General features: G+C 44.8%; 12 protein-coding genes. 6 read left to right on the forward strand and 6 right to left on the reverse strand.

The window, feature by feature from the left end:
- Positions 1 to 7: 7 nt before the first annotated feature.
- On the reverse strand, positions 8 to 7459 hold the full coding sequence (locus K0625_RS17160; RefSeq protein ID WP_220110813.1) for a toxin glutamine deamidase domain-containing protein: 7452 nt from the start codon (positions 7457 to 7459) through the stop codon (positions 8 to 10).
- Between the two features lie 397 nt (positions 7460 to 7856).
- Here K0625_RS17160 and K0625_RS17165 point away from each other — a divergent pair, with 397 nt between their 5' ends.
- Both K0625_RS17165 and K0625_RS17170 read left to right on the forward strand, forming a co-directional pair.
- Entirely contained in the window at positions 7857 to 8765 is a 909-nt protein-coding gene (locus K0625_RS17165; RefSeq protein ID WP_220110814.1) for a LysR family transcriptional regulator, read from the forward strand.
- A 129-nt stretch (positions 8766 to 8894) separates the two neighbouring features.
- Positions 8895 to 9548 (forward strand): glutathione S-transferase family protein, encoded by a 654-nt coding sequence (locus tag K0625_RS17170; protein ID WP_220110815.1) that lies wholly within the window; start codon positions 8895 to 8897, stop codon positions 9546 to 9548.
- Between the two features lie 47 nt (positions 9549 to 9595).
- Here the strand turns inward: K0625_RS17170 and K0625_RS17175 are convergent, their stop codons facing one another.
- Positions 9596 to 10126 (reverse strand): thioesterase family protein, encoded by a 531-nt coding sequence (locus K0625_RS17175; protein WP_220110816.1) that lies wholly within the window; start codon positions 10124 to 10126, stop codon positions 9596 to 9598.
- Positions 10127 to 10338: 212 nt separating this feature from the next.
- Here K0625_RS17175 and K0625_RS17180 point away from each other — a divergent pair, with 212 nt between their 5' ends.
- Entirely contained in the window at positions 10339 to 11463 is a 1125-nt protein-coding gene (locus tag K0625_RS17180; RefSeq protein ID WP_220110817.1) for an FAD-dependent monooxygenase, read from the forward strand.
- 176 nt (positions 11464 to 11639) lie between these two features.
- Here the strand turns inward: K0625_RS17180 and prlC are convergent, their stop codons facing one another.
- Positions 11640 to 13679 (reverse strand): oligopeptidase A, encoded by a 2040-nt coding sequence (prlC, locus tag K0625_RS17185; RefSeq protein WP_220110818.1) that lies wholly within the window; start codon positions 13677 to 13679, stop codon positions 11640 to 11642.
- 300 nt (positions 13680 to 13979) lie between these two features.
- On the opposite strand from prlC, the gene K0625_RS17190 reads away from it, so the two are divergent.
- From K0625_RS17190 to gorA, 3 genes are all read left to right on the forward strand, one after another.
- Positions 13980 to 14750 (forward strand): hypothetical protein, encoded by a 771-nt coding sequence (locus K0625_RS17190; protein WP_220110819.1) that lies wholly within the window; start codon positions 13980 to 13982, stop codon positions 14748 to 14750.
- 149 nt (positions 14751 to 14899) lie between these two features.
- Positions 14900 to 15409 carry a hypothetical protein gene (locus tag K0625_RS17195; protein WP_220110820.1) on the forward strand — a complete coding sequence of 170 codons (510 nt, stop codon included), beginning with the start codon at positions 14900 to 14902 and terminating at the stop codon, positions 15407 to 15409.
- A 140-nt stretch (positions 15410 to 15549) separates the two neighbouring features.
- Complete coding sequence (gene gorA, locus K0625_RS17200) at positions 15550 to 16905, forward strand: glutathione-disulfide reductase (RefSeq protein WP_220110821.1); 1356 nt, start codon at positions 15550 to 15552, stop codon at positions 16903 to 16905.
- A 61-nt stretch (positions 16906 to 16966) separates the two neighbouring features.
- Here gorA and K0625_RS17205 read toward each other — a convergent pair whose 3' ends face one another.
- From K0625_RS17205 to K0625_RS17215, 3 genes are all read right to left on the reverse strand, one after another.
- Complete coding sequence (locus K0625_RS17205) at positions 16967 to 17608, reverse strand: hypothetical protein (RefSeq protein WP_220110822.1); 642 nt, start codon at positions 17606 to 17608, stop codon at positions 16967 to 16969.
- Entirely contained in the window at positions 17605 to 18507 is a 903-nt protein-coding gene (locus tag K0625_RS17210) for a hypothetical protein (protein WP_220110823.1), read from the reverse strand. Before K0625_RS17210 ends, K0625_RS17205 begins: the two co-directional genes overlap by 4 nt.
- A gap of 121 nt (positions 18508 to 18628) precedes the next feature.
- Positions 18629 to 21100, reverse strand: coding sequence for a PKD domain-containing protein (locus tag K0625_RS17215; RefSeq protein WP_220110824.1), 2472 nt, complete (start codon positions 21098 to 21100; stop codon positions 18629 to 18631).
- Positions 21101 to 21950: the final 850 nt, after the last annotated feature.

Raw genomic sequence — 21950 nt, forward strand, 5'->3', positions numbered from 1 at the left:
TTAATCTCTAATTTGTTTTCATTAAACTAAAACTTTTAAATCCATCTAAATTGGCTGCTCCACCAGTTTGTCCATCCAAGAACCTAACAGTTCCGTTTTGATTAACGACGTTGAAGAAGTGACCAGTCTGAGAACCACGAGAGCCAAATATAATACCTCGGGAACCATCACCAGCTTTAAGCATTTGAGCTTGGATTCGACTTGCACTTGTTAAAGTTCCAAAAGTATTACCAAAATGCTTTTCCAAATCTGCAACTGTTGTTATTCCGCCATTCAGTGCCGAAGCGGGATTACCTGCAATAGTCGCATCGGTTGCAATAGAGCAGTTTGCACAGTTTTGCTTTCCACCTAGTTTATTAACATTTCGTATCGAACCAGCGGTACTGTTCGCAGCTGGCAACCTAGCCATCGCCACATCCGTTATATCACCACCAGATCCAGCAACAAATACTAATCCAACCGCTTCAGCGCCAATATATGTCGATAATACACCGCCAGTTAGAATCACGGCACCAGTAAACCCAGCTTTGCCAGAGGCATCACTTCTTATCGCTTGATCTTGTTCAATACTAACACCACCCGGAGGGAGTCTGAAGTCTCCACCAGCGTCATTAATAAACCTCATGCTAGGCATGAACCCCATGGAGATTAGCTCGTCATCGCTATAGCCTCCAGAGTCACTAGCAATCTCCCCCTGCCCACCAATCTCATTAATCTTAAAATCAACTTCAAGGGTTGTTTTCTTATCTAACTGGAAAGTGGCAGTGTAGTTATTACCACCGTTACTAGTAATGGTACCGCTAATCTCTGTTCTACCCCCTTTTTTACTAGACTTCGGTAAATCCTGCGCCCCAAAACTAGTACAGCCTGCTGCAGACCTGCCCTTAATCCTTGTTCCACAATACCCTGTAGGATCCGTCCCTGCTAACGGATTATTCATAATATACGAATAAGGGTTCACACTTTGCGTCGACGTCGGACTCTGGATCAAAGGATCCACCGACATAAATCGACCCAAGTTGTAGTCATACACACGGCCGTTCATATGAATAAGCTTCTGCTCATTCAAATGCTCATGGTCGGTGAAGCCGCGGCGATTACGGTTGGTCTCGAGTAGGTCACCAAAGCTGCCTGAAGCACTCGCAGTGGAGGTGCGGCCGAAGGGATCGAAGTAGCGGCGGCTTATCACATTACCTTGATGATCTACCATAGTAGTGGCGCTGCCTAAGCGGTCTCGCAAGGTGTAGAGCAGTTGATGGCTCTTCTGCGGGGTGTAACTTAGCACGGCGATGTCAGAGATGTACGCCCGCCAGCTGCCGTCATTATCGGTTTCAAACAACTTATCAACATAGTGAGTCTTGGTCGTAGTGCCGCTCACTGTGCGGGTTTGCAGGGCACGCATATTGTCACTGCCGTAAACAAATCCTGTGCTGGTGTTATTGCCTGCTCCTCTACCTACGATAGTTAAAGGTTTATCCAGCGCATTGTAGGTCATGGTGAGGTTGTCACCGCTTATCAAGTTACCGCGCTTGTCGTACTTAAAGCTGACCTTAGTGCCATTAAGTTTCGTGATGGCACAGACAGCATTTGGCCCCGCGTTGCTGTCAGAGGTACAGCTGCTGTTGTACTCATAGGCATTGGCGGTGTTGCGGCTGTAATCAGACTTTTTAAGCAGATTACCCACAGCGTCATAACCATAATCGACGGTCGCCGCAAACGGGGTTGCACTGTCATAAATCGCAAACCCTGCGTTGCTAAAGCTGTACTGCTCTAGGCGGTTGAGGTTGTCATAAACGTAGCGCTTCTCTAACCCTGTGACCGCATTACGCTCTGCGGTGAGGTTCATAAAACTGTCGTATTGCTCATAATAGTGCTGATGCAGTAGGCCCAAACTGCTAGTAACTTGGGTGCTGGCCATGGTGCCTTCGCTGTTATAGCTGCTGCTTTGGGTTAACAGCGCGTTAGCCATCTGGCTGCCCGTTAGATGACCGGCGGCGTCCATGTCGGTGACAGTACGGTAGATGTACCCCGATGCCGCATTGCGGGTTTGATTCAGGTAGCCCGTATCGTTATAGCGGTATTCCAGCGTTAAGTTGTTGGGGTAGGTTAGCGCTTTAGGACGGCCGTAGAAGCTGTCGTACTGATGCTTGACGGTGCGAGTGACATTGTCACCGCCTGCGCTAGTTGCCACCTTGACCGAACTGGTGGCCAGTTGCAGGTTACTTGTATAGGTATAACTGCGGGTAATGCCGTTTTGAGTCTCACTGCTGAGCATGCCCTGTTTAAGGGTATCCCAAGTGTAGCTGGCACTGCCATTGGCATTACTGCCAGTGAGGGTTTTGGCTGTGATACGCCCTAAGGTGTCGAGGGTGAAGGTCTGGGTCACACTATTGGCATCGGTTTGGCTGTCGAGCTCGCCTAAGGTGTTATAGCCAAAGAGGGTGGTGCCTTGGTTAGGGTCAACAACCTGAGTTTTATGACCGAAACCGTTGTAACTGGCGACTATCTTACTGTTGTTGGCGTCTTGAATAATCAGTGGTCGCCCTGCGCCGTCATAGGCGAAGCGGTTACTGCCACCTGCGGCATCGACGGTTTCATAGAGCAGCCCCTGCATACCGTAGGTACGGGACATAGTACGACTATCGACTGTGATATCGGTTTTAAGGCCTATGTAGTCATAGGTGGAGATTAACCCGCCCGACTCACCATTTGGTAAGCTGCGCTGCGTTGGTCTGTCGAATCCATCGAACTCGCTGAAAATCGTGTAGTCAGCGCTATCGCCATCATAAAAAGGCAGCGACTCATGGGTTAGGTGCCCTAGGCTGTCGTACTTTTTATCCAGATATTGATAATTGCTGCCATCAAAACCTTGAGTGGCGCTACGCAGAGTACGACCTAAGCTGTCGAGATAGAGCTCTTGCGTTGGCATGCCGGCAGAGGTGGTGCGGGTCATCAACTTGGCATGTGTTGGTGCATGACTGCCGCTGGACGCTAACAGGTAGCGCAGGTATTTGGTCGGACTGCCTGTTTGGCTCATCTGTACTGGGCGACCGATGGCATCGTACTGAGTTTGGGTGATGATACTATTTGGTGCGGTGACCTTAGTCGGTACGCCTAAGCCCATCTCATACTCGGTTGTCGTCACATGACCCTTAGCGTTAGTGACTTTATAGGGCAGGTAGCCGTCATCGGCTTGGCTAGTGCCATTTTTGGTATAGGTGAACGAGGTGCTACGCGCCGTTAATGCACTACAACTACTGCTATCACCTGTGACACTGACCTGACTTGGTAACCCATAACTATTGAGCGTGGTCGACTCTACCCGACTACAACTGCTGCCACTGGCGGTATGAGTGACTTGAGTGGGTTTATAGTGAGTGGCGTCCCAACTGTCGACAGTGAGGGTTTGCCACAGCTCGGTGTCGGTACTTGTATAGGGGTCACTCGCCCAGCCACGCGCCGTGACGTTAGTGGTCGTTTTTCTAGACTCAAATTTACCCAAGAACCAGTTATCAGTATCGGGGATGAACACGGTATCAACCACAGTTTGGTAGCGGTTAGCGCCACCATCGATATAGTCAGTGACCACTTTAGTGCGTTTTTTGATGTTGCCATGCTCTGTGACATCGGCAGTATCAATGGTTTGTTCAACGCTGGAGCGTTGCTCGCTAGAGCCGCTGAGGCCATAGCTATGGGTGACCGTGCTGGTGTTGATGTTGTGATAGACACCGCTAATGCTGTGCTGAGGGTTATCGGCCCAAGTTTGCTCTGTTGTCGCAACCGTGGTGCCATCGATATTAACCGTTTGCGACTCGAGTAGGCTGACCTCGGGGAATTTTTGCTTAAAGACGCTTGAAGTGACGCGATTTCGCGCAACATCTTTTTCGATTATCTCCCTAAAGCCGGTGAATCCTCGGCCTTGCAGGTTATACATGGCGCCTTTGTAGGCGTATTCAGTCTCATTAGTACCGCCTACGCCGTTACTTTGCTCAAAGGATTGCACCACATACATGCTAGAGCCAAAGTTAATGTATTTACCATCAATATAGCTATGAGCAACACCATATAACTTTTCTTCACCTGCGCTTTGCACGCCTGTACTGAGTGGGCGATACAACCATTTTGTAGTATTTCCTAAACCATCAGTCGCACTCGTAAGATAATCATTAGCCTGATAAGACTCTCCTGTTGAACTTTGACTCCTTGACAGGTATGTACCATAACCATTTAACCAACTTGGCAAGCTTTGTCCACTCTTTATCCAATTACCAGCGCGCGGAGCATAGACAAACAACATGTCTTGTAGACCTTCACCAAAGATGTCAAGTATTGAAGATTGTGACGCCGAACCAATAAAGTTTGTCGGTTTACGAGTTGCTGTAACCTCTCCCCCATTTACAGTAAATTCAATTGCATCAAATTTATAAACACTATCATCTTTTCTGGCTGCATCAATAAGTTGTGTTGGTTGCGCGCGTTCTTCTGGATAGAAGTTATATGAAGGGTAGTAGTCGCCGTATAGCTCCCCACCACATTTATCAACTTCCTTAAATGTCTCATTGCGTCGATCTAATGCAACGACTTTGGAGCAGCCTTCAACAATACGTTCTCCAGGAAGTAGTAGTTCAGCAACACCATTAGTGTTTGTGTCACTCACTTTTAGTGCACCATTAAAAAGTGGCACCTGATAATGTATCTCTTCACCATAAGGGTCGACCATAGCAACATACCTACGAGTAGCAATGAGGTCATTACCCAGATTTATTGACTCACCAAACTCTGCTAGACCATTATTAAGTCTGACATAAAGGTTTGGGGTTGAAGAGTAGACACCTTCTGTAGTTTTCCAGCCTAACCAATCATTTAAACCATCTCCGTTAACATCAATAAACATGTTAAAAATGTTGGCTGATTCAACGATTGGCGGCTTTCCGCCTTCAAATTCCTTGTAGGTGAAGCCACCATCTCCCTGTCCCAGCAAAAAGCCTTGAGGGTATCCGCCAGGAATAGAAATATGGGCGCCATTGAACCCTGGAACAATCGTCTTAGTAACGAGTAAGTCAGCAAAACCATTACCGTCAACGTCTCCAATAAAATTTGCTTTACGGTAAATAGATTGGTCCCAATCAGATTCACCATCGCTGAAGATCCCAAAACTGAAAATCTCTATGCCATTATTAGAATACGGGGAGCCCACATTACCAGAATGAAGATAACGATATAGTTTAGGTTTAGCATTATCGTAATGATACAGAACTAGGTCTGGGTAACCATTACCATTAAGATCACCACTGTAGACAACACTATCTTGGTTATATTTCTGTCCACTTCCTAATGGGATGTAGGTATTGTAATCACCACTTGCACTGAGTGATATATTGAGTTGCCCATTAACTATACGGTGACTATCAGTAATGCCGTCCATATCTGCATCAAAAGCGACGCACGTTTCGATACCTATATAGCGGTTAACTTGACAATCATCGTAGTACTTACTGTGAGTACCTATCTTGTCTCCTTCGGCATTCAGTAAGACCTCAGGGAAGTCAGCTACTCCATTACCATCAACATCACCTTTTGGCATAATGTCTTTAATTATGATGACGTTATTAAATAAAGAGGAGTATTCTAATTTTTCTTGTGCAACGTTTCCAGAAGCTAAAAGCCAGTCAAAAGTCGTTGGTAATCCGCATTGCTCAACACCACCAGAATATGCACACTTTTGGATGCTGTCTAGAAGGTTTCTTTTACTCGCCGACATGCGAGAGTGTGACAATTTGTAGCGACTTACTTGATGCGAATTGCTCAAAAAAGTATCAACTCGTAGTAGTTTTCGAGTTTGTTTTATTTTTCCACCAGAAATAAATGAAATTCGTTCGTCATGGCTCGCATCGTAAATAAAATCTATATAGCGTTCCCCTTGAGAGCCATTACTACCTGTGTAGTAAATTTTGGATAACAGATGCTCACCAGTTATGCTGGTATCGTATTTATAATCTATGGTGTTGTTACCACCAGACCAAGACTCTTGCGTCACTTTCCAGGTTAGCGTGGTGGTTAAACCTCCGGGGGTGAAGCGGCTATTATTGTTACTGCCATAAGTGGCTTGTGAACCATCAGGGCGATATACAGTAAAACTGGTTGAAGCTGAGTTTATCTCACCTGACTGTACCACTTTGACGAAGCTGTCCATCTCGGTACGGTATTCAGTTCCACTGGTGCCGTAACTGCCAGACGTGATAAGTCGTTGACCATTGAAGCAGAGTCTGTCGGTACCGGCATTGAAAGTGACTGCACGGGTGAAACCATCTTGGGCGTAGGTTGCACCACAGCGGCTAATGGCAGAGCCTGCATTGAGCGACCACCCCACACCTGCTATGCCGTTACCGCTTTGAGAGTTATAACTCAGCGATACCTTAGGTCGGATACCGTTACGCCCTGGTGGTAGGTCGATTGGTATTTGGTAGCTGGCTTGACCACCAGATACTCCCGCCTTTCCTTTCAACACAGCGGCTGTTAAATCGACTGATTCTGATGGAGCTGTGTTTGAACCTGTTGCGTTATCAACAGTGGTGTCAGCAATAGAGCGCCAAGCATCAGCGCTGATATCACGTTCAATAACACTATGCTCGCCAGCATTAATATCACTAACTATATAACTATCAGTAAATTGGCCATCAAGAGAGATAATAAGATCTAGATCTGTCGTCCCTTCTAAGTTTTGGTATCTCACAGCTGCTTGCTCTTTTTTAACAGCATTAACAGCTAAAAACTCTTCATAGGTGATTTCTGATAATGTCCAAGTGTCGCCACTTTCAGTCATGACTATGACATTACCTTTATCTGCAAGGAAGATAGGAACGAATATCTCCCCCGCTATTGGGACAAATATAGGAGGGCGAACGAGATAAAGTTTGCCACTAGAATCTTGGTAAATATGGTAGGCGAGCTGCTCTATTACGATTGAGGGTGTTGGTGTTGGTGTTGGTGTTGGTATCGGAGGAGTTACAGCCTCTCCTAGCTGTAACGTGCTTCCGTATTGGCCACATATGCCTATTTCACAGGCACGGATTTTGTAATAATAGACAGAGTTTGTTCTAGCTGATAATGATATGAATAAGGGTCCACCACCTATCACATTACATCCATCACCACCGCCAAGGTTATCGCCACCAAAGGCTTTTACTGTTGAAAGACTAAAGCTGGCACTACCACCACCAGAATTTCCAGCCCCCGTGTAGACTGTCGACCACGAACTTGCATTGGTGGACTCTTGAATTTCATAAGTCGCAGAATTACAACTATTAATACTATTCCAGTCAAGTTGAACACTGGAAGAATACTTTGTGCCGCTAAGTGATGGGGCCGTTGGGCCACTGATGGGGATAGCTGATACAGAAAGTGAAAACAGAACAGATACAGTGATAAGAAGCTTCATCATCCATGAAGTAGGGCGCATAATAATCCAGATACCAATCGAAGGTTGTATGAAACGTAAACATTTTGAAACATAATGTCAACAAGGTCGAGAGTTGGTTTTATTGCACTTTATTAGAAATAGTCTACCAACATATAGCGCGTATTCAGCAAAAATATCTAAAAATAGGTTTAAAAACGACTTATATCGCTTCCTTGTAAATAAGGTGGTTTTTAAGTTTCAGCACACAACGCCTCATTGAACTCTACTAAGATTAAACTAACTAGTATTAACTCTAGATACACTAATACAAGCTGGACAAACTCTTCTCTTCCCCCTAGTTTTAATAAACAATCTCTATATATTTTGTCTCTTTGCAAATAAAGAATAAACAAAAGTCAGTCAAAGAATTAGATATCAAACTTACGAGGGGATGGCGATGGATTCAGCTCAGCTCTATCGAATGTTAGTGTTTGCTAATGTGGTCGAACAGGGCTCCTTAACTGGAGCGGCTGATGAGCTAGGGATCAGCCGCTCTATGGTGAGTCAACACCTTAAAAAATTGGAACAGAGATGTGAGACTCAGCTGATTGAGCGTACAACACGTAAGATGGCGCTAACGGAAGATGGTCAGCAACTTTACCACCACTGTGCTGAACTCCTGTTACTGGCTAAACAAGCTGAAGAGACCACCCAACCAAAAAGCACTGAGCTCAGGGGTCGGGTTTCATTATTAACCCCTATCTGTTTTGGTGAGCAGTTTATCACTCCCCATATTGGTGAGTTTCGCCGACAGTTTCCTAAACTCGAGATCAACCTTCAATTAGATGACAGACGCATCAACCGCTTAGAAAACAATGTTGATATCGCCATTCAAAACGAGACTCAACAACCAACTGATACCAGCTTTATCAAACTAGGTCAGTTCGATGAATATATCGTGGCTACGCCTGAGTATGTGCAACAACATGGCTCTCCCCTACATCCTGATATGCTGTTAAACCACCAATGGATATTGCAAACTTCGACTCATCTGCCTCAATCACTTCTGTTAGAGAACAGCTATGGTGATAAATTTACCATTAAGGTTTCTCCGTTTATCTGCTGCAATAGCAGGCATGGAATTTCACAAATGGTTAAGCAGGGAGCCGGAATAGCTATATTGCCCAGTTACTTAGTTGAAAATGAGATAGCAAAAGGTGAGTTAATACATATTCTGCCTGACTATCATCTCGATAAAGGCGGGGTTTACGCCATTCACCCTTTCGATAAAGTGATCCCCCCAAGAGTCAAAGCATTTTTAGACTTTATCCAAACCAAGATGAAAACTGAGAATATGAAAGATTGAATTTGACGCGGAACTGAGTTAAGAATAATAAGCTAGAGTTACCAATAACAGCAGTTGAATTCACTGCAATACATTTAAAACATCGAGTACAGACACAGTCACCAAAGCACAACTATCTAGGAGGCGGGAATGGAACTGTTTTATCACCCACTCTCCCGTTATTCGCAAAAAGTCTTGCTTGCACTCTATGAAAAACAGGCAAACTTTTATCCTAGAGTGATAGAGCTTTCCGATCCCCTCTCCAGACAAGATTTTTGCCAATTTTACCCTCCAGGGAAAGTGCCTCTACTTAAGAGCAAGAAGGGGGTGTTGATACCTGAATCCAGCATTATTATTGAGTACATAGATAATGAATTCTCTAAAAGAGGCACCCGCTTAATCCCAGCTAAACGCTCCATATCTCTTGATACTCGACTGCAGGATAGATTAATCGACCTTGAACTCAGTAATGTACTTTTTGAGCATGAGCAGCAAAAGCTTAACCCTGAGGACACCAATCATATAAAGCTTAAGCAGCTAGAAAAAAGCATCGAACGCTTTCTGCAATACCTCGATGATATTCTCGAAACTAACCACTGGGTATGCGGGGACAGCCTAACCTTAGCCGATTGTGCACTCATCCCTTGTCTTCTCTATGCTAAAGAGCATTTTCAAATATTTAAGTATGACAACCTAAGCCGCTACTGGGATCAGGCACAGTTACGAGGAGCCTACCTTCAAGTAAAAGAGGAGATAGAGCTGGCCGAAACAGAGGTATTAATAGGCCGTAGGCCAATACCATAATAGTTCTAGGTTCTAGCAAAAGCTTAATCATTAAAATGCACTGGGTCCTACATATTGCGCTCTTTTTTTAACTGCAAAAACTCTTTCCATTTCACCACTTCTGCCGGCAACTCAGGAGCGGGGCCTTCAAAATTGACCTCTTTCACCATGGTATCAATCGGAACTTGTTTGCCCTTACACACAAATACACCACGTACATGCACGATACAATGCAGGGTATTTTCACTGACGAACCTTTGCTCAATATAGAAATACTTTTCATCCCACCCTACCAGTCTGGTTTCAATCTCAAACTTAGTAAAAGGCTTGATATCTCTGATATAGGTAAACTCGGCCGCATTAACAATCGGCATCCATTTTAGTTTAATAAAGCGGTTCAAAAAGCCCATTTCAGCCAGCATATAGGTTCTGGCCAGATCCAAAAATGCCGGATAACGAGAGTTAGTGACATGAAAATTGATATCACAATCACAAGGTAGAGCACGATAAGCGATGCGGCTGGTGCCTAAAAAACCGATAGATTTACAGTGGCGCACACGCCAAACAAACAACCAAAACAGCCTAAAATAGAGATTCATCTAGAACTTAGCCCACATCCTTGAAAATTAAGAGCGCAAAGGCTAACAAAGGTCATACCAGATAACAAGACAAGCTATATCGCTTATCCTCTCTCGGCTTTTAAACTAACTCACTCTCATGCACTTAATCGGGTCGATAAGATCAGCTATCCCTAAACTATTTATATGCGATACTGTGTAAAATTTTCCTTTGATAAGCATAAAGATAACCGATGAAAATCTTAATTGTTGGCGCAGGAATAGCTGGATTAGCTCTCGCTCGCCGCCTTGACCAGTTACAACAAAAATACACGCTGATTGAACGTTCACCTGGGTGGAGTCAGGATGGCGCCGGGATCTGTTTACCCGCCAATGCCGTAACAGGCCTAGAAAGATTGGGGTTAAAAGAGGAGCTGCTGAAGCTCTCCTACGCGGTTCAGAAGATAAAATATGTAAAACCTAACGGTCACTTACTATCATCGGCCTCTCTTCTTACTCCGCCATTTAACGAGCAACCTTTCCTCGCCCTTCCTAGGGCTAAGCTTCTGACACTGTTACGCAAAGGAATGGAGAGTAAGGTCACTTTCAATACCAGTCTACGCACCATAGAGCAGCTAGACAGAGGGGCAAAGGTTACTTTTAGCGACTCCCATGTAGAGGAGTTCGATTGTGTAATAGGCGCAGATGGTATCAACTCGCAGGTGCGTGAGCTGATATTTAATCAGCCGGAACTTGAAGATCTACAAGTAACCAATTGGCGATTTTTAATCGAGCAGCCAACAGCCGATCTTCAACCAACCTACTACTTAGGCTCAGACAGTTTCTTCATGCGCTACCCAATGCCAGACAACAAGGTTTACTGTTACGCTCATGTGTTCGATAAACATCATCAATGGACTAAGTTGCAAGACAAACAGTGGCTACTGAAGCGTTTTAAAGGCTTTGAAGATAAAGTAGTAGAAGCCATTCAAGCGGTGCCTTGTGATGAAGAGATTATTCCCGGCCGCCTACAATCTGTCGCATCCAGAGAGGTATACTCCGGCTCTGTTTTGTTAATTGGTGATGCACTGCACGGCTGCCCTCCCGCACTACAACAAGGTGTAGGAATGGGACTGGAGGATGTTCACTGCCTTGCAGATCTATTTGATAAACATCAAGAGCTTGATACTATTTTCAGTCTCTTTAAACAACAAAGATTAGAGCGAATATCTTGGGTCATCGACGAGTCCAACCGGATCATAAGATTAGCCTCTAAAGGTCGAACATTCTTGGGAAGGGTCATACGTAACTTTGTTGTCAGAAAAGGTGGTCCAGCAAATGTAAATGGCTGGCGTAAACTGCTCCTGTGGGATAGCTAACTTTGAACTTGTGAATATAAAAATTGGCCATAAAAAATGCCAATCGATTTAAACCGATTGGCATTTTTTGAGATTAAACAAACTTAAGCGTTAATCCCTGAATGACGCAGCAGTGCATCTATCTTTTGATTCGATGACCACGAAAACGTTTAAACAATTCAATTTTACACCCAGATTTAAGCATTAATCCCTGAGTGTCGCAGCAGTGCATCAATTTGTGGCTCACGACCACGGAATCGTTTAAACAGCTCCATCGGCTCTTCACTTCCGCCCATCTGCAATACGTTTTCAAGGAAGCTACGGCCAGTTTCCGCGTTAAAGATCCCCTCCTCTTCAAAACGCGAAAACGCATCAGCCGAAAGTACTTCAGCCCACTTGTAGCTGTAGTATCCAGCGGCATAACCACCAGCAAAGATGTGAGCAAAACTGTGTTGGAAACGGTTAAAATCGGCAGCCTTAATTACAGCAACCTGACTACGCACCTCATCGAGCTTACCCTGAATATCTGCACCCTGTTGTGGGTCATATTCCAGATGCATTCTAAAATCAAATAGAGAAAACTCCAGCTGACGTAGCATCCCCATACCCGATTGGAAGTTTTTAGCTGCCAACATCTTATCTAGCATGGCTTTCGGCAGTGGTTCACCAGTTTCATGATGACCAGAGATCTCAGCCAGCGCTTCCTCCTCATAGCACCAATTCTCCATAAACTGACTTGGTAGCTCTACCGCATCCCAAGGCACGCCATTGATACCAGATACTCCAGCCACATCTATCTTGGTCAGCATATGGTGAATGCCATGACCAAACTCATGGAACAGTGTCGTAACCTCATCGTGAGTAAAGAGCGCAGGCTTACCATCAACAGGTGCATTGAAGTTACAGGTTAAGTAAGCAACCGGATTTTGCAGGCCGTTAGGCGTCTGGCGGCGAGCACGACAATCATCCATCCAAGCACCACCGCGTTTGCCTTCACGGGCATAAAGGTCGAAGTAGAAGCTACCTCTATGCTCACCTTCACTGTCCTCTATCGTGAAGAAGCGCACATCTTTATGCCAAGTATCAAACTCTTTCTGCTCGGTGATCTTAAGCCCAAATAGACGGTTTACCGTGTAGAAAAGGCCAGATAAAACTTTGTCTTCTGGAAAATATGGGCGTAAAAGCTCTTGAGAGATCTCATATCTGTGATGCTTTAACTTCTCTGCATAGAAACTCAAATCCCATGATGCTAGCTCAGTGACGCCATACTCCTGCTTTGCAAACTCAGTTAACTCAGCCAGCTCGGTCTTACCTTGCTCTTTGGAGCGTAGTGCCAACTCATTAAGAAACTCAAGCACCTGCTCTGGGCTTTCAGCCATCTTAGTGGCTAGGGATTTATGGGCAAAGCTATCGAAACCCAGTAGTTGCGCAAGCTCATGGCGAAGGGACAATATCTCATCCATTAACGGACCGTTATCAAACTCACCGGCATTAGGCCCTTGGTCTGAAGCTCGAGTAACGAAAGCTCGGTAGCACTCCTCTCTGAGCTGACGATTCTCGCTATAGGTCATCACAGGCAGGTATGAGGGGAAATCTAAGGTAAATAGCCAGCCGTCTTGCTCTTTCGCAGCAGCCATCGCTTTCGCTGCGGCAACGGCGGACTCAGGCAGTCCGGCAAGCTCAGCTTCATCCGTCACTAGCTTGGTCCAAGCCTGAGTGGCATCGAGTAGCTGATTTGAAAAGCTGCTGGTTAGCTCAGACATACGCTTAACCAGCTCTCCATAACGCTGCTTATCGGCATCATCTAGCCCAATCCCCGACAGCTCAAAATCTCGTAAGCTATGCTCAATCACGGTTTGCTGCGCCTGAGTCATCTGCTCAAATTCGGCCGAAGCTCTCAATGACTTATAAGCCTGATACAGGGGCTGATGCTGACCGACAAAAGTGCCATATTCAGATAACAGTGGCAGACAAGCATCGTGGGCTGCGCGCCACTCTTCCGTACTCACAACTGAATTCATATGGGAGGCTGGAGACCAGATCTTACCTAAAGCATCATCCGTCTCCTCAAGTGGAGCAACAAGATTATCCCAAGTGAAAGGCGCTGTTTGCGCTAATACTTCATCGATTTTACTACGACAATCTGCAATGCCTTGCTCAACAGCAGCTTGAATATGTTCAGGTTTAATCTTGGAAAAAGGGGGTAAAATTGTGCTGGTTAGCAAAGGGTTGCTCATGATTATTCCTCAGCATCTGCGATAGAGAGATTGGAGCGCTAAAGGAGCGCAAAAATCTGATTAAGATAGATATGGGGCTTTTACTTCAATATTCAAGTAAAACATTTATGCGCATAATATGGCTGACTATCAGGCTAAATAGGCCAATACTTTGACCCAGCTCAAAAAAATACTTTACCAAATCTTTACACTGCCGGAGTTGATAAGCCGATCGCAAATACAAAGCGTTATCATTTACACATTAAAGCTGAGCTGTATCATCCGCAAAACTGAGACACCTAGCCTATATTTGAGTCATATATGAAGAACACACTCACACTACTAACATGCTTGATCAGTATGGCAGCTCCTGCTGCAGCTGACACAAATTCGGCTATCGACGATTCCCATAGCACTAACAAGTTCACACCCAATCAAGGCAATGAAACACAGTATTTAATCGATCTTGGTTGGGACTCTGACTATATCTCTGAGGGGCGAAACAACTTAGACAAGGGCGGCATCTTTTGGAGCAGCGCCGCCGTTCAACATGGGAACCTCAATGTCTACGCCACCATGGGCCGCGCCGATAGTCAGCACTACACCGAGTGGAATTTAGGACTGGAATACAGCATAGCCCTGAGTGAAAACCTAGAGACCACTTTAGGCTACCAAAGAATAGAGTCTTATGGTGATGAGCGTTGTAGCGACAACGAGCTGTTTGGCTCGCTCACCTATTCAGGCGTTGAATGGCTGACACCCTCGATTAACTACACCTATGCTACAGAGGCCAGCGGCTACTTTGTCGAGGCCAGCCTGCACAGCAGCTGGGAACTTCTAGATGGGTTTACATTTACCCCCTATGTAACTCAAGCCTTTGACTTTCAATATGCAACCGAAGAGCACAATGGCCCGAACCATTTTCAATTTGGTGTCGAAGCTGAGTACCAGTTAGCTCAAAATATCATTATCTCCGGCCATGTTAGTCACACGATCGCTCAAGAGGATATCAAGTTAGAGGCTAAAGTGGATGGAGTAGAATCCAGTTTAGATCAAACCTTTGCAGGCGTTCACTTTACCTGGGTATTCTAATACCAATTAGGTTAAATATCGGTTTGAAAAAGTGACTCTTGTTGACTAGATTTATAGTCTTGATACAGATATACCCAAGCCACCTCAAGTTGTTTGGGTATAGAACAAAAGACAGGGACTGTCTTTAAACTCTCACAGAGGAACATGGAATGTCACTCTCTCATACTCCAAGGCTGAATGCTTCGACTCGTTTACCACTGCTGCTCACCATTTTAATTCTCAACCTAATCCCCTCTTCCCACGCTAATAACTCTCCCCCCTTGCCACTGGGCTCTGTACTCGACAGCCAAGGTAATCCCATACAGCTGCCATCAAAACAGGAGAGTGCACTGGAGATCCCCGCAATAAAACCAACCAAAGAGTATCAATCCACTCCCACTAAGAACAAAAAGAGAAGCCAAAGTAGATCAAAGAAGAGCAAGCTTTCACGTAAGCAGCAACTTGCCAGTCGAACAAGTGTGGCGAATGATCCTGGCTGTCGCTGGCTAGATGCACGTATGGATCACCTTGAAAGAAAACTCAGTTATAGCGGTAACTCAAATACCAATAGCTACCATAGAAAGGAGCTAAGTATTAGAGAACAGGAGTGGAAATGCTTAAAATGCGGCGCCGAAGGACCCAAGCAGACAGATCACGACCACTGCCAATATCGACGTTAGTTTTTGGCGAGCAATAAAATGATTAGCCATCAGGTCTACTCCTCCAGTCTAAGCGCAAACAATCAATTACTGGTTTGCGCTTAGTTTTCCCCCTACAATGTGGACAAAGCTTATAGTGTATAACCCTTCTGGAGATAATAATGGCCCAACATTTTGACTATATCTGTCTTGGCGCAGGTAGTGGTGGTATAGCATCGGCAAACCGAGCGGCGATGCGCGGTGCTAAGGTACTATTAATCGAGGCAAAAGCCTTAGGTGGAACCTGTGTCAACGTAGGCTGTGTCCCTAAGAAGGTGATGTGGTACGGTGCTCAAGTTGCTGAGGCGCTACATCTATACGCTAAAGACTATGGTTTCGATGTCACCGTCAATAAGTTCGATTGGAACACCTTAGTTGCCAGCCGCGAAGCCTATATCGAAAGAATCCATGGTTCGTACGATCGTGGCCTTGAAAATAACAAGGTCACACTAGTCCGTGGTTATGGCCGCTTCGTTAATGAGCGCACCATAGAGGTTGATGGCCAAGAGTACACAGCGGATCATATTCTGATCGCCACTGGCGGTTCACCTAGCATTCCCAATATTCCAGGTGCTGAACATGGTATCGATTCTGACGGTTTCTTCGCGCTAAGAGAACAGCCTAAGCGTGTAGCTGTTATCGGTGCAGGTTATATTGCCGTAGAGCTTGCCGGAGTACTGCACTCACTTGGCAGCGAAACCCAACTTTTTGTCCGTAAGCATGCTCCACTACGCGGCTTCGATCCTATGCTAAGCGAAGCGTTAATGGAGTCGATGGCAACTGATGGCCCGACACTTCATACCAATAGCACCCCAGAATCAGTCAGTAAAAATGCTGATGGCAGCCTAACCCTTAAGCTTGAAAATGGTAAAAGCTTTGAAGTCGATAGCCTGATCTGGGCTATTGGCCGTAAACCTTCAACCAATAATATCGGTCTGGAGAATACCCAAGTTAAGCTAAACGATCGTGGTTATGTGGTTGTCGACGAGCAGCAAAATACTACCAATCCAGGGATCTACTGTGTCGGTGATATCATCGAAGGTGGCGTCGAGCTAACTCCAGTTGCCATTAAAGCGGGCCGCCTACTTTCAGAGCGTCTATTCAATGGCATGGCTGATGCTAAGATGGATTACACGCTTATCCCAACGGTAGTCTTTAGCCACCCAGCTATAGGCACCATGGGACTTTCGGAGCCTGAAGCTGTTGCTCAATATGGTGCAGATCAAGTTAAGTGCTACACCTCAGGTTTCACCTCTATGTACACAGCGGTCACGTCGCACCGTCAAGCCTGTAAGATGAAGCTAGTATGCGCAGGCCCTGAGGAGACCGTTGTCGGTATTCACGGCATAGGCTTCGCCATGGATGAGATACTGCAAGGTTTCGGTGTTGCCATGAAGATGGGCGCAACCAAAGCGCAGTTTGATGCCGTTGTTGCAATACACCCAACTGGCGCCGAAGAGTTCGTCACTATGAGATGATCTGGCTAACCCGCCAAATTATCGACAACAAAAACCGCCTATTGGCGGTTTTTGTTTTAACTTAACTAAATAAACCTTGAGTATTATCTACTAGGACTAGCCAAGCGATGTAGATAGCTGGACTTAAGCACACAAAGACAATGGTCGTCCCAGCAAAATGATAGCCAGACCCCACCTCATCTTCTTCATCATTATCTGCACCACCGATATGTTTTAAAGCATCCGCAAGTTCATCATCACTTGAATTTGATGAAAAAAGTTTCCCGATTGCTTCTCCCATTTCAGCCGGATCAGACACTGGTCGATATTGGTCAATATCCAACCTCTGACCTAAGCCATTCTCAGTTATCAATAATTCGCTGTATGAGTAGACTGAATTAGGGAGCACGACATCTGAATCAATTTCTTTCTCATCGTCATCGTCATCGTCATCGTCAAAGTTATAACAGGCGTGAAACTCCTGACCTAAAATAAAACCTACAATCAAGATGATTGATGATGAAGTCACCACAGAGACCATCCACTGATAGGGTAAAGTAAGCCAGTTTGCATAATCAGCAAAGACCACAATCGCCGAAGTTAATAGGAAGAGATGCAAGGCTCCCCACCAAAAGTCCCGCTCTTGGACAAACCAACTGCCTTTTATGATGTAGACTTGATAGGCTGAAAATAGAAAAATATAAAGGTAAAAATACCAACTCATAACACGATCTCCTTCCCAGAAAGTACACCTTGCTGAGAAAGTGAATTCAATACCTGTTTAGGGAGCAATACAGCCCAAGCCTCCTCCTCTTCTCCCTCAGTATCTAGAAGCCCCATAGTAAAGTTGGCTTCTTTTTTTAGCATTAACGCAAGATGAATAATAAAGTTCTCAGAGACTGATCTAGAAAAGTGTTTAAAGAACCAATGCTGAGGCCCCTTACAAGTGTCAAACTTAAGGTCGACACTCTTAAAATCTTCATCAAATACACAGCTAATATTTTCAATCTCTAGAATTGTTGCATTGGCTGCGACCTTTTTCATCACCTCAGAATAGTACTCTTGTGGATCAAAAATCTCTTCGCTTTGCCAAATAATACTCTGGTCAGCCAACACCTCCTGTACAAAGTGATTTGTGCACAGAGGATCACTGCGAAGGTCATAATCCTCAATATACTCCTTGATTTGGCTTTTAACTTCTGATGATAACTTGAGTACACCAGCTTTAAGCAAAACCATTAAAACTCGCTTCATCTCACTTTTGTTTTCCGACACACTGATCGGATTGTCGAACTCTCCCTCATCAAGGTCACACTCTTCAAACTCATCCAAATCTTCTTTGAGTGCTTTATAAGCACGTACCTTTTGCTTTTCTGAAGCCGTCCCAGAAAAAGCTGCTGCAACATCCGATATAGGCTGTAAAGCTCGTCTCTCTTTCCAACTTGAAATTGCTGAAAACAACAAACATGGCAACCAAAACCCCCAAAATGCAGGCCAGAAAAACCAAGTTTCACTAAAAAAACCAAAAAATAGAGAGAGGATTAAAGCTACAACTCCTGATTTAACCCCAGAGATAAGCCACATAAGTAGATAAGCATTTTGCAGTAAGGTAAATATTCTCAATGTACGATCCTTCGTATTAATTACATCTACTTAATAAGTTAAATGGACTCTTCTTTAAAGGCAATAGTATTAAAAATAAACCCGGCATATAGCCGGGTTTATCGTCAATCACCTATACAGTCTAGAAACTTGCGGTAAAGGTGTTAGAGCATCCAGAGGAGTCACAGATCTTATACTCAGCGCTATCAGCTGTGGTAGTTCTGAAACGGTCACGGAAGCGACCATCATTACTCGTCTCAGCCACCATCTCACCATCACGATAGATGCTGACAGTGTTTCCGATCGCACCATCCCATCTGAGATCCACCATCACACTGCCACGGCGTGACTTAAGTGCGCGGATAACTGAAGCCTCAATGTCACTTACAGGAATAGTCACATCATAGCTCTGACTCACAGCGTGTTGAGCGCCGTCATCATCAGTAACAGTCAGTGAGACAGTATAGTTACCAGAACTATTGTAGTTGTGAGTTGTGTTCTCACCACTACCAGTACTGCCATCGCCAAAGTCCCAAGCCCAAGTTACAATGCTACCATCGGCATCTGTACTGGTACTACTGAAGGTGCCTTCACCATCAGTAAAACTGGCATCGAAACTGGCAACCGGTGGCAGATTAGTCTGATCGGCGCTATAGGAGCCAGTCAGTGTCAGTCCGTCATAAGCAGAGTATGCATTAACCATCACATACCAAACACCTGCATCAGGCGTCGGGAAGCTACAGGTCTCATTGCTGCTTGAGGAGTAGGAGCGACAATCGTAGTCACTTAACGTCGGCAGAGTACCTTGTTTAGCATAAAGATCTGCATCACCATTTGACCCCGCGGTAATGAACTCCAGATCCGTCGCACCTGCCGGCACCTGCATATAGAAATAGATAGCCTCACCAGTGTCTGCCGCAAGATCGGTTCTCGGTACATCATTAACCAGTTCATCCTGACCTTGGTCGAAGATAGCTGCCTGAGTGTAAGCCGTTCTCGACGCCCCCTCATCATCGGTCACTTTAAGCGATACCTCAAAGTTACCGCGAGCAGTATAAACATGGGATGGATTCTCAAGCTCGCTGGTATCACTACCATCTCCGAAGTCCCAAAGGTAGCTCACAATAGTGCCATCTGGATCTTCAGAGCCTGCACTGCTGAAATCTACAGTGGTATCAACAAACCCTAGATATGGGCCATTCATACGAGCAACGGGAAGTTGGTTGTCACCAGGATCGGTTGCATTCATTCCGTCTATGGCTATTTGACCTGTGTTTTCAGGATCAAGCCAAGTACTCAATCGGGTGCTAGCCGTACCGCCACCATCCCATGAGGTATGTATACGTCCATACCAATCTGACAAGTCATTACCACATGCTGCACCACCGCCGTGGAGCTGACCAATTACTCGCTTATTTTGATCGAATAGGTGTGAGCCCGACGAGCCACCTTCGGTTGTCCCCAGATCCCAGTCAATAACCCTAATATGGGTGCCATCCCCAGGGCTGGGGTTGCTGCCATATGAAGTAATTGTGGTTGCGTCATTTTCAAAACTGATACGCTTTTCATCTACGCTGGGGTGGTGAATAGCAACGGCTGATGTAGAGGTCTCATCGGCAGCATTCCAACCCGCAAGAAAGACGTTGTGGCCAGGATCGAAAGGATCATCAAGCTCAACCAGTGTCATATCAGATGGAGAGTAACCAGCCCTAAAGATCGCACCAGTATTAAACTGATCTAAGGTTCCATCACCCGGACCACCACTGTCACCGCTACCTGGATCTCGACAGTAACTACTCTCAAAGTTCCAATAGGTTACCAGTGAAGCCGCGTTACCAGCATTAATGCCACAGTGATAAGCGGTCAGGAAGAAGCCACGTCCATCATTGGCGGTATTGTTCAGCGCACCACCTGAACAAAAACCTGAACCACCTAAGCTGATTGCAGCCGCAGAACGTATCTGATCGCGCCATTCATCACCTGCACCACAAACAACATCAACATTACAAGAGCCTGAAAGGGTCTCATAAATATCCTTTATATTAGCCCCTAAATAACCATGGTTAACCGCACTCAACTTAAGTTTGAGTTGCTTTAACTGCTTGGTTGGAATATTGACCTCGATAACTGCACTGTCCCCTCTCAACATAGGTGTCCAGAGTTGACCATGCTCATCATTATCTTTTGCAGTAAAGGGACGGATCTTTTGCGAACCATCTGGCGTATAGATATGCAGTGAACCGCCTTCAGGCATAAAGAACTCACTAAAACCAAAGTTTAGTGATAGTGCATCGCTAGAGACAATTTTGGTGCGCCAAATAGACATTTCACTGCTTTTACCATCTTGGGTCACCAGCTGCGATTGCCACTTATCAGGCGTAATAGCGACTTGAATTGGTTCAGCAAACTTAAGCAGATAACTGTCCGTGTTGAGTGCCCGTTCAACCTCATCACGCTGTCTCAGTTTTGCATTATCTTGTGCTGGCATCTCTTTGATTTCTGTCTTTTTTGCTAATTCAGGTTGGCTCAAAGAGAGAGGTGGGGCGGCTTGAGCCCCTAAACTTAGAAAAATACCGGCGGCGCCGATATAATATTTGATATTTTTAATATCCATAAAACCCTCGTTAATATTTTTATAAAATAGATCCGTCTCAGGGTGTGAAGAGTAAAAAGGCTTTTAACAGCATCGAAAGCAGCAGTACAACTCAATTTATTTTACTATTCACATATAAATATAAAGTAAGTCATTGTTATAAGAGCAATATTAATAATGGCGGTATTCACTAGTTAAACATGTCATATTGATGTGTTTTTAATTACATCAATAACATTGTAATTATCCAATTGTTTTAATTAAGATTAATGAAACAATTTAATAGATTCAGTTAGATTGCCAAAATTAAATAAAGCACTACAAAGATAAGTATTAAAAGCGGCACTATCTATACCTAACTGTATTTTTAAGCGTTAGTTACTAGCTATAAAGTTTTTAATAATTAATTGCTGGTGATTTTGTAGTATAAAAAGGTGAATTACAGATTTGTCTATTACTCATTATTACTAGGAAGGGGTAATACCAATCAGTATAAAGATTTGATCGCTCAGCGAGAGTTTAGCGGTTCTGAGGTAAGGTCTTTAATTGCTCCTGCATTAATGACATTCACCACATCCATGTGGTTTGCAACGAGTGAAGAGCATAGTGAAACTAGGGTTTAGCTCCCTCTTTGTTTATAAAAAGTCACAGCATCAGCACCGCTAAAACTCGCCTGTAAGGAGTGTTTTTGGCTGCCTACTTCTGCGTTGAATGAATTCACAAGGGAACAACCATTCTATCATCCATTCGCCTTGAATTAGTTTGCCAAAAGACACTCTGAGTAGATCAACTTGTATGGATAATAAACCTACCTAATTTACAAATAACTCCCAGTTTCGGGTAATGTGAGACCCAGGCTTTAGCTGCAACT

Origin of the sequence: Shewanella nanhaiensis (genome assembly GCF_019457885.1) — a bacterium.
GTDB lineage: Bacteria > Pseudomonadota > Gammaproteobacteria > Enterobacterales > Shewanellaceae > Shewanella > Shewanella nanhaiensis.

What these genes read in the sequence shown, in the direction of transcription:
- K0625_RS17160 (WP_220110813.1), bottom strand. Translation starts at nt 7,459, where the DNA reads ATGCGCCCTACTTCATGGATGATGAAGCTTCTTATCACTGTATCTGTT.
- K0625_RS17165 (WP_220110814.1), top strand. Translation starts at nt 7,857, where the DNA reads ATGGATTCAGCTCAGCTCTATCGAATGTTAGTGTTTGCTAATGTGGTC.
- K0625_RS17170 (WP_220110815.1), top strand. Translation starts at nt 8,895, where the DNA reads ATGGAACTGTTTTATCACCCACTCTCCCGTTATTCGCAAAAAGTCTTG.
- K0625_RS17175 (WP_220110816.1), bottom strand. Translation starts at nt 10,126, where the DNA reads ATGAATCTCTATTTTAGGCTGTTTTGGTTGTTTGTTTGGCGTGTGCGC.
- K0625_RS17180 (WP_220110817.1), top strand. Translation starts at nt 10,339, where the DNA reads ATGAAAATCTTAATTGTTGGCGCAGGAATAGCTGGATTAGCTCTCGCT.
- prlC (WP_220110818.1), bottom strand. Translation starts at nt 13,679, where the DNA reads ATGAGCAACCCTTTGCTAACCAGCACAATTTTACCCCCTTTTTCCAAG.
- K0625_RS17190 (WP_220110819.1), top strand. Translation starts at nt 13,980, where the DNA reads ATGAAGAACACACTCACACTACTAACATGCTTGATCAGTATGGCAGCT.
- K0625_RS17195 (WP_220110820.1), top strand. Translation starts at nt 14,900, where the DNA reads ATGTCACTCTCTCATACTCCAAGGCTGAATGCTTCGACTCGTTTACCA.
- gorA (WP_220110821.1), top strand. Translation starts at nt 15,550, where the DNA reads ATGGCCCAACATTTTGACTATATCTGTCTTGGCGCAGGTAGTGGTGGT.
- K0625_RS17205 (WP_220110822.1), bottom strand. Translation starts at nt 17,608, where the DNA reads ATGAGTTGGTATTTTTACCTTTATATTTTTCTATTTTCAGCCTATCAA.
- K0625_RS17215 (WP_220110824.1), bottom strand. Translation starts at nt 21,100, where the DNA reads ATGGATATTAAAAATATCAAATATTATATCGGCGCCGCCGGTATTTTT.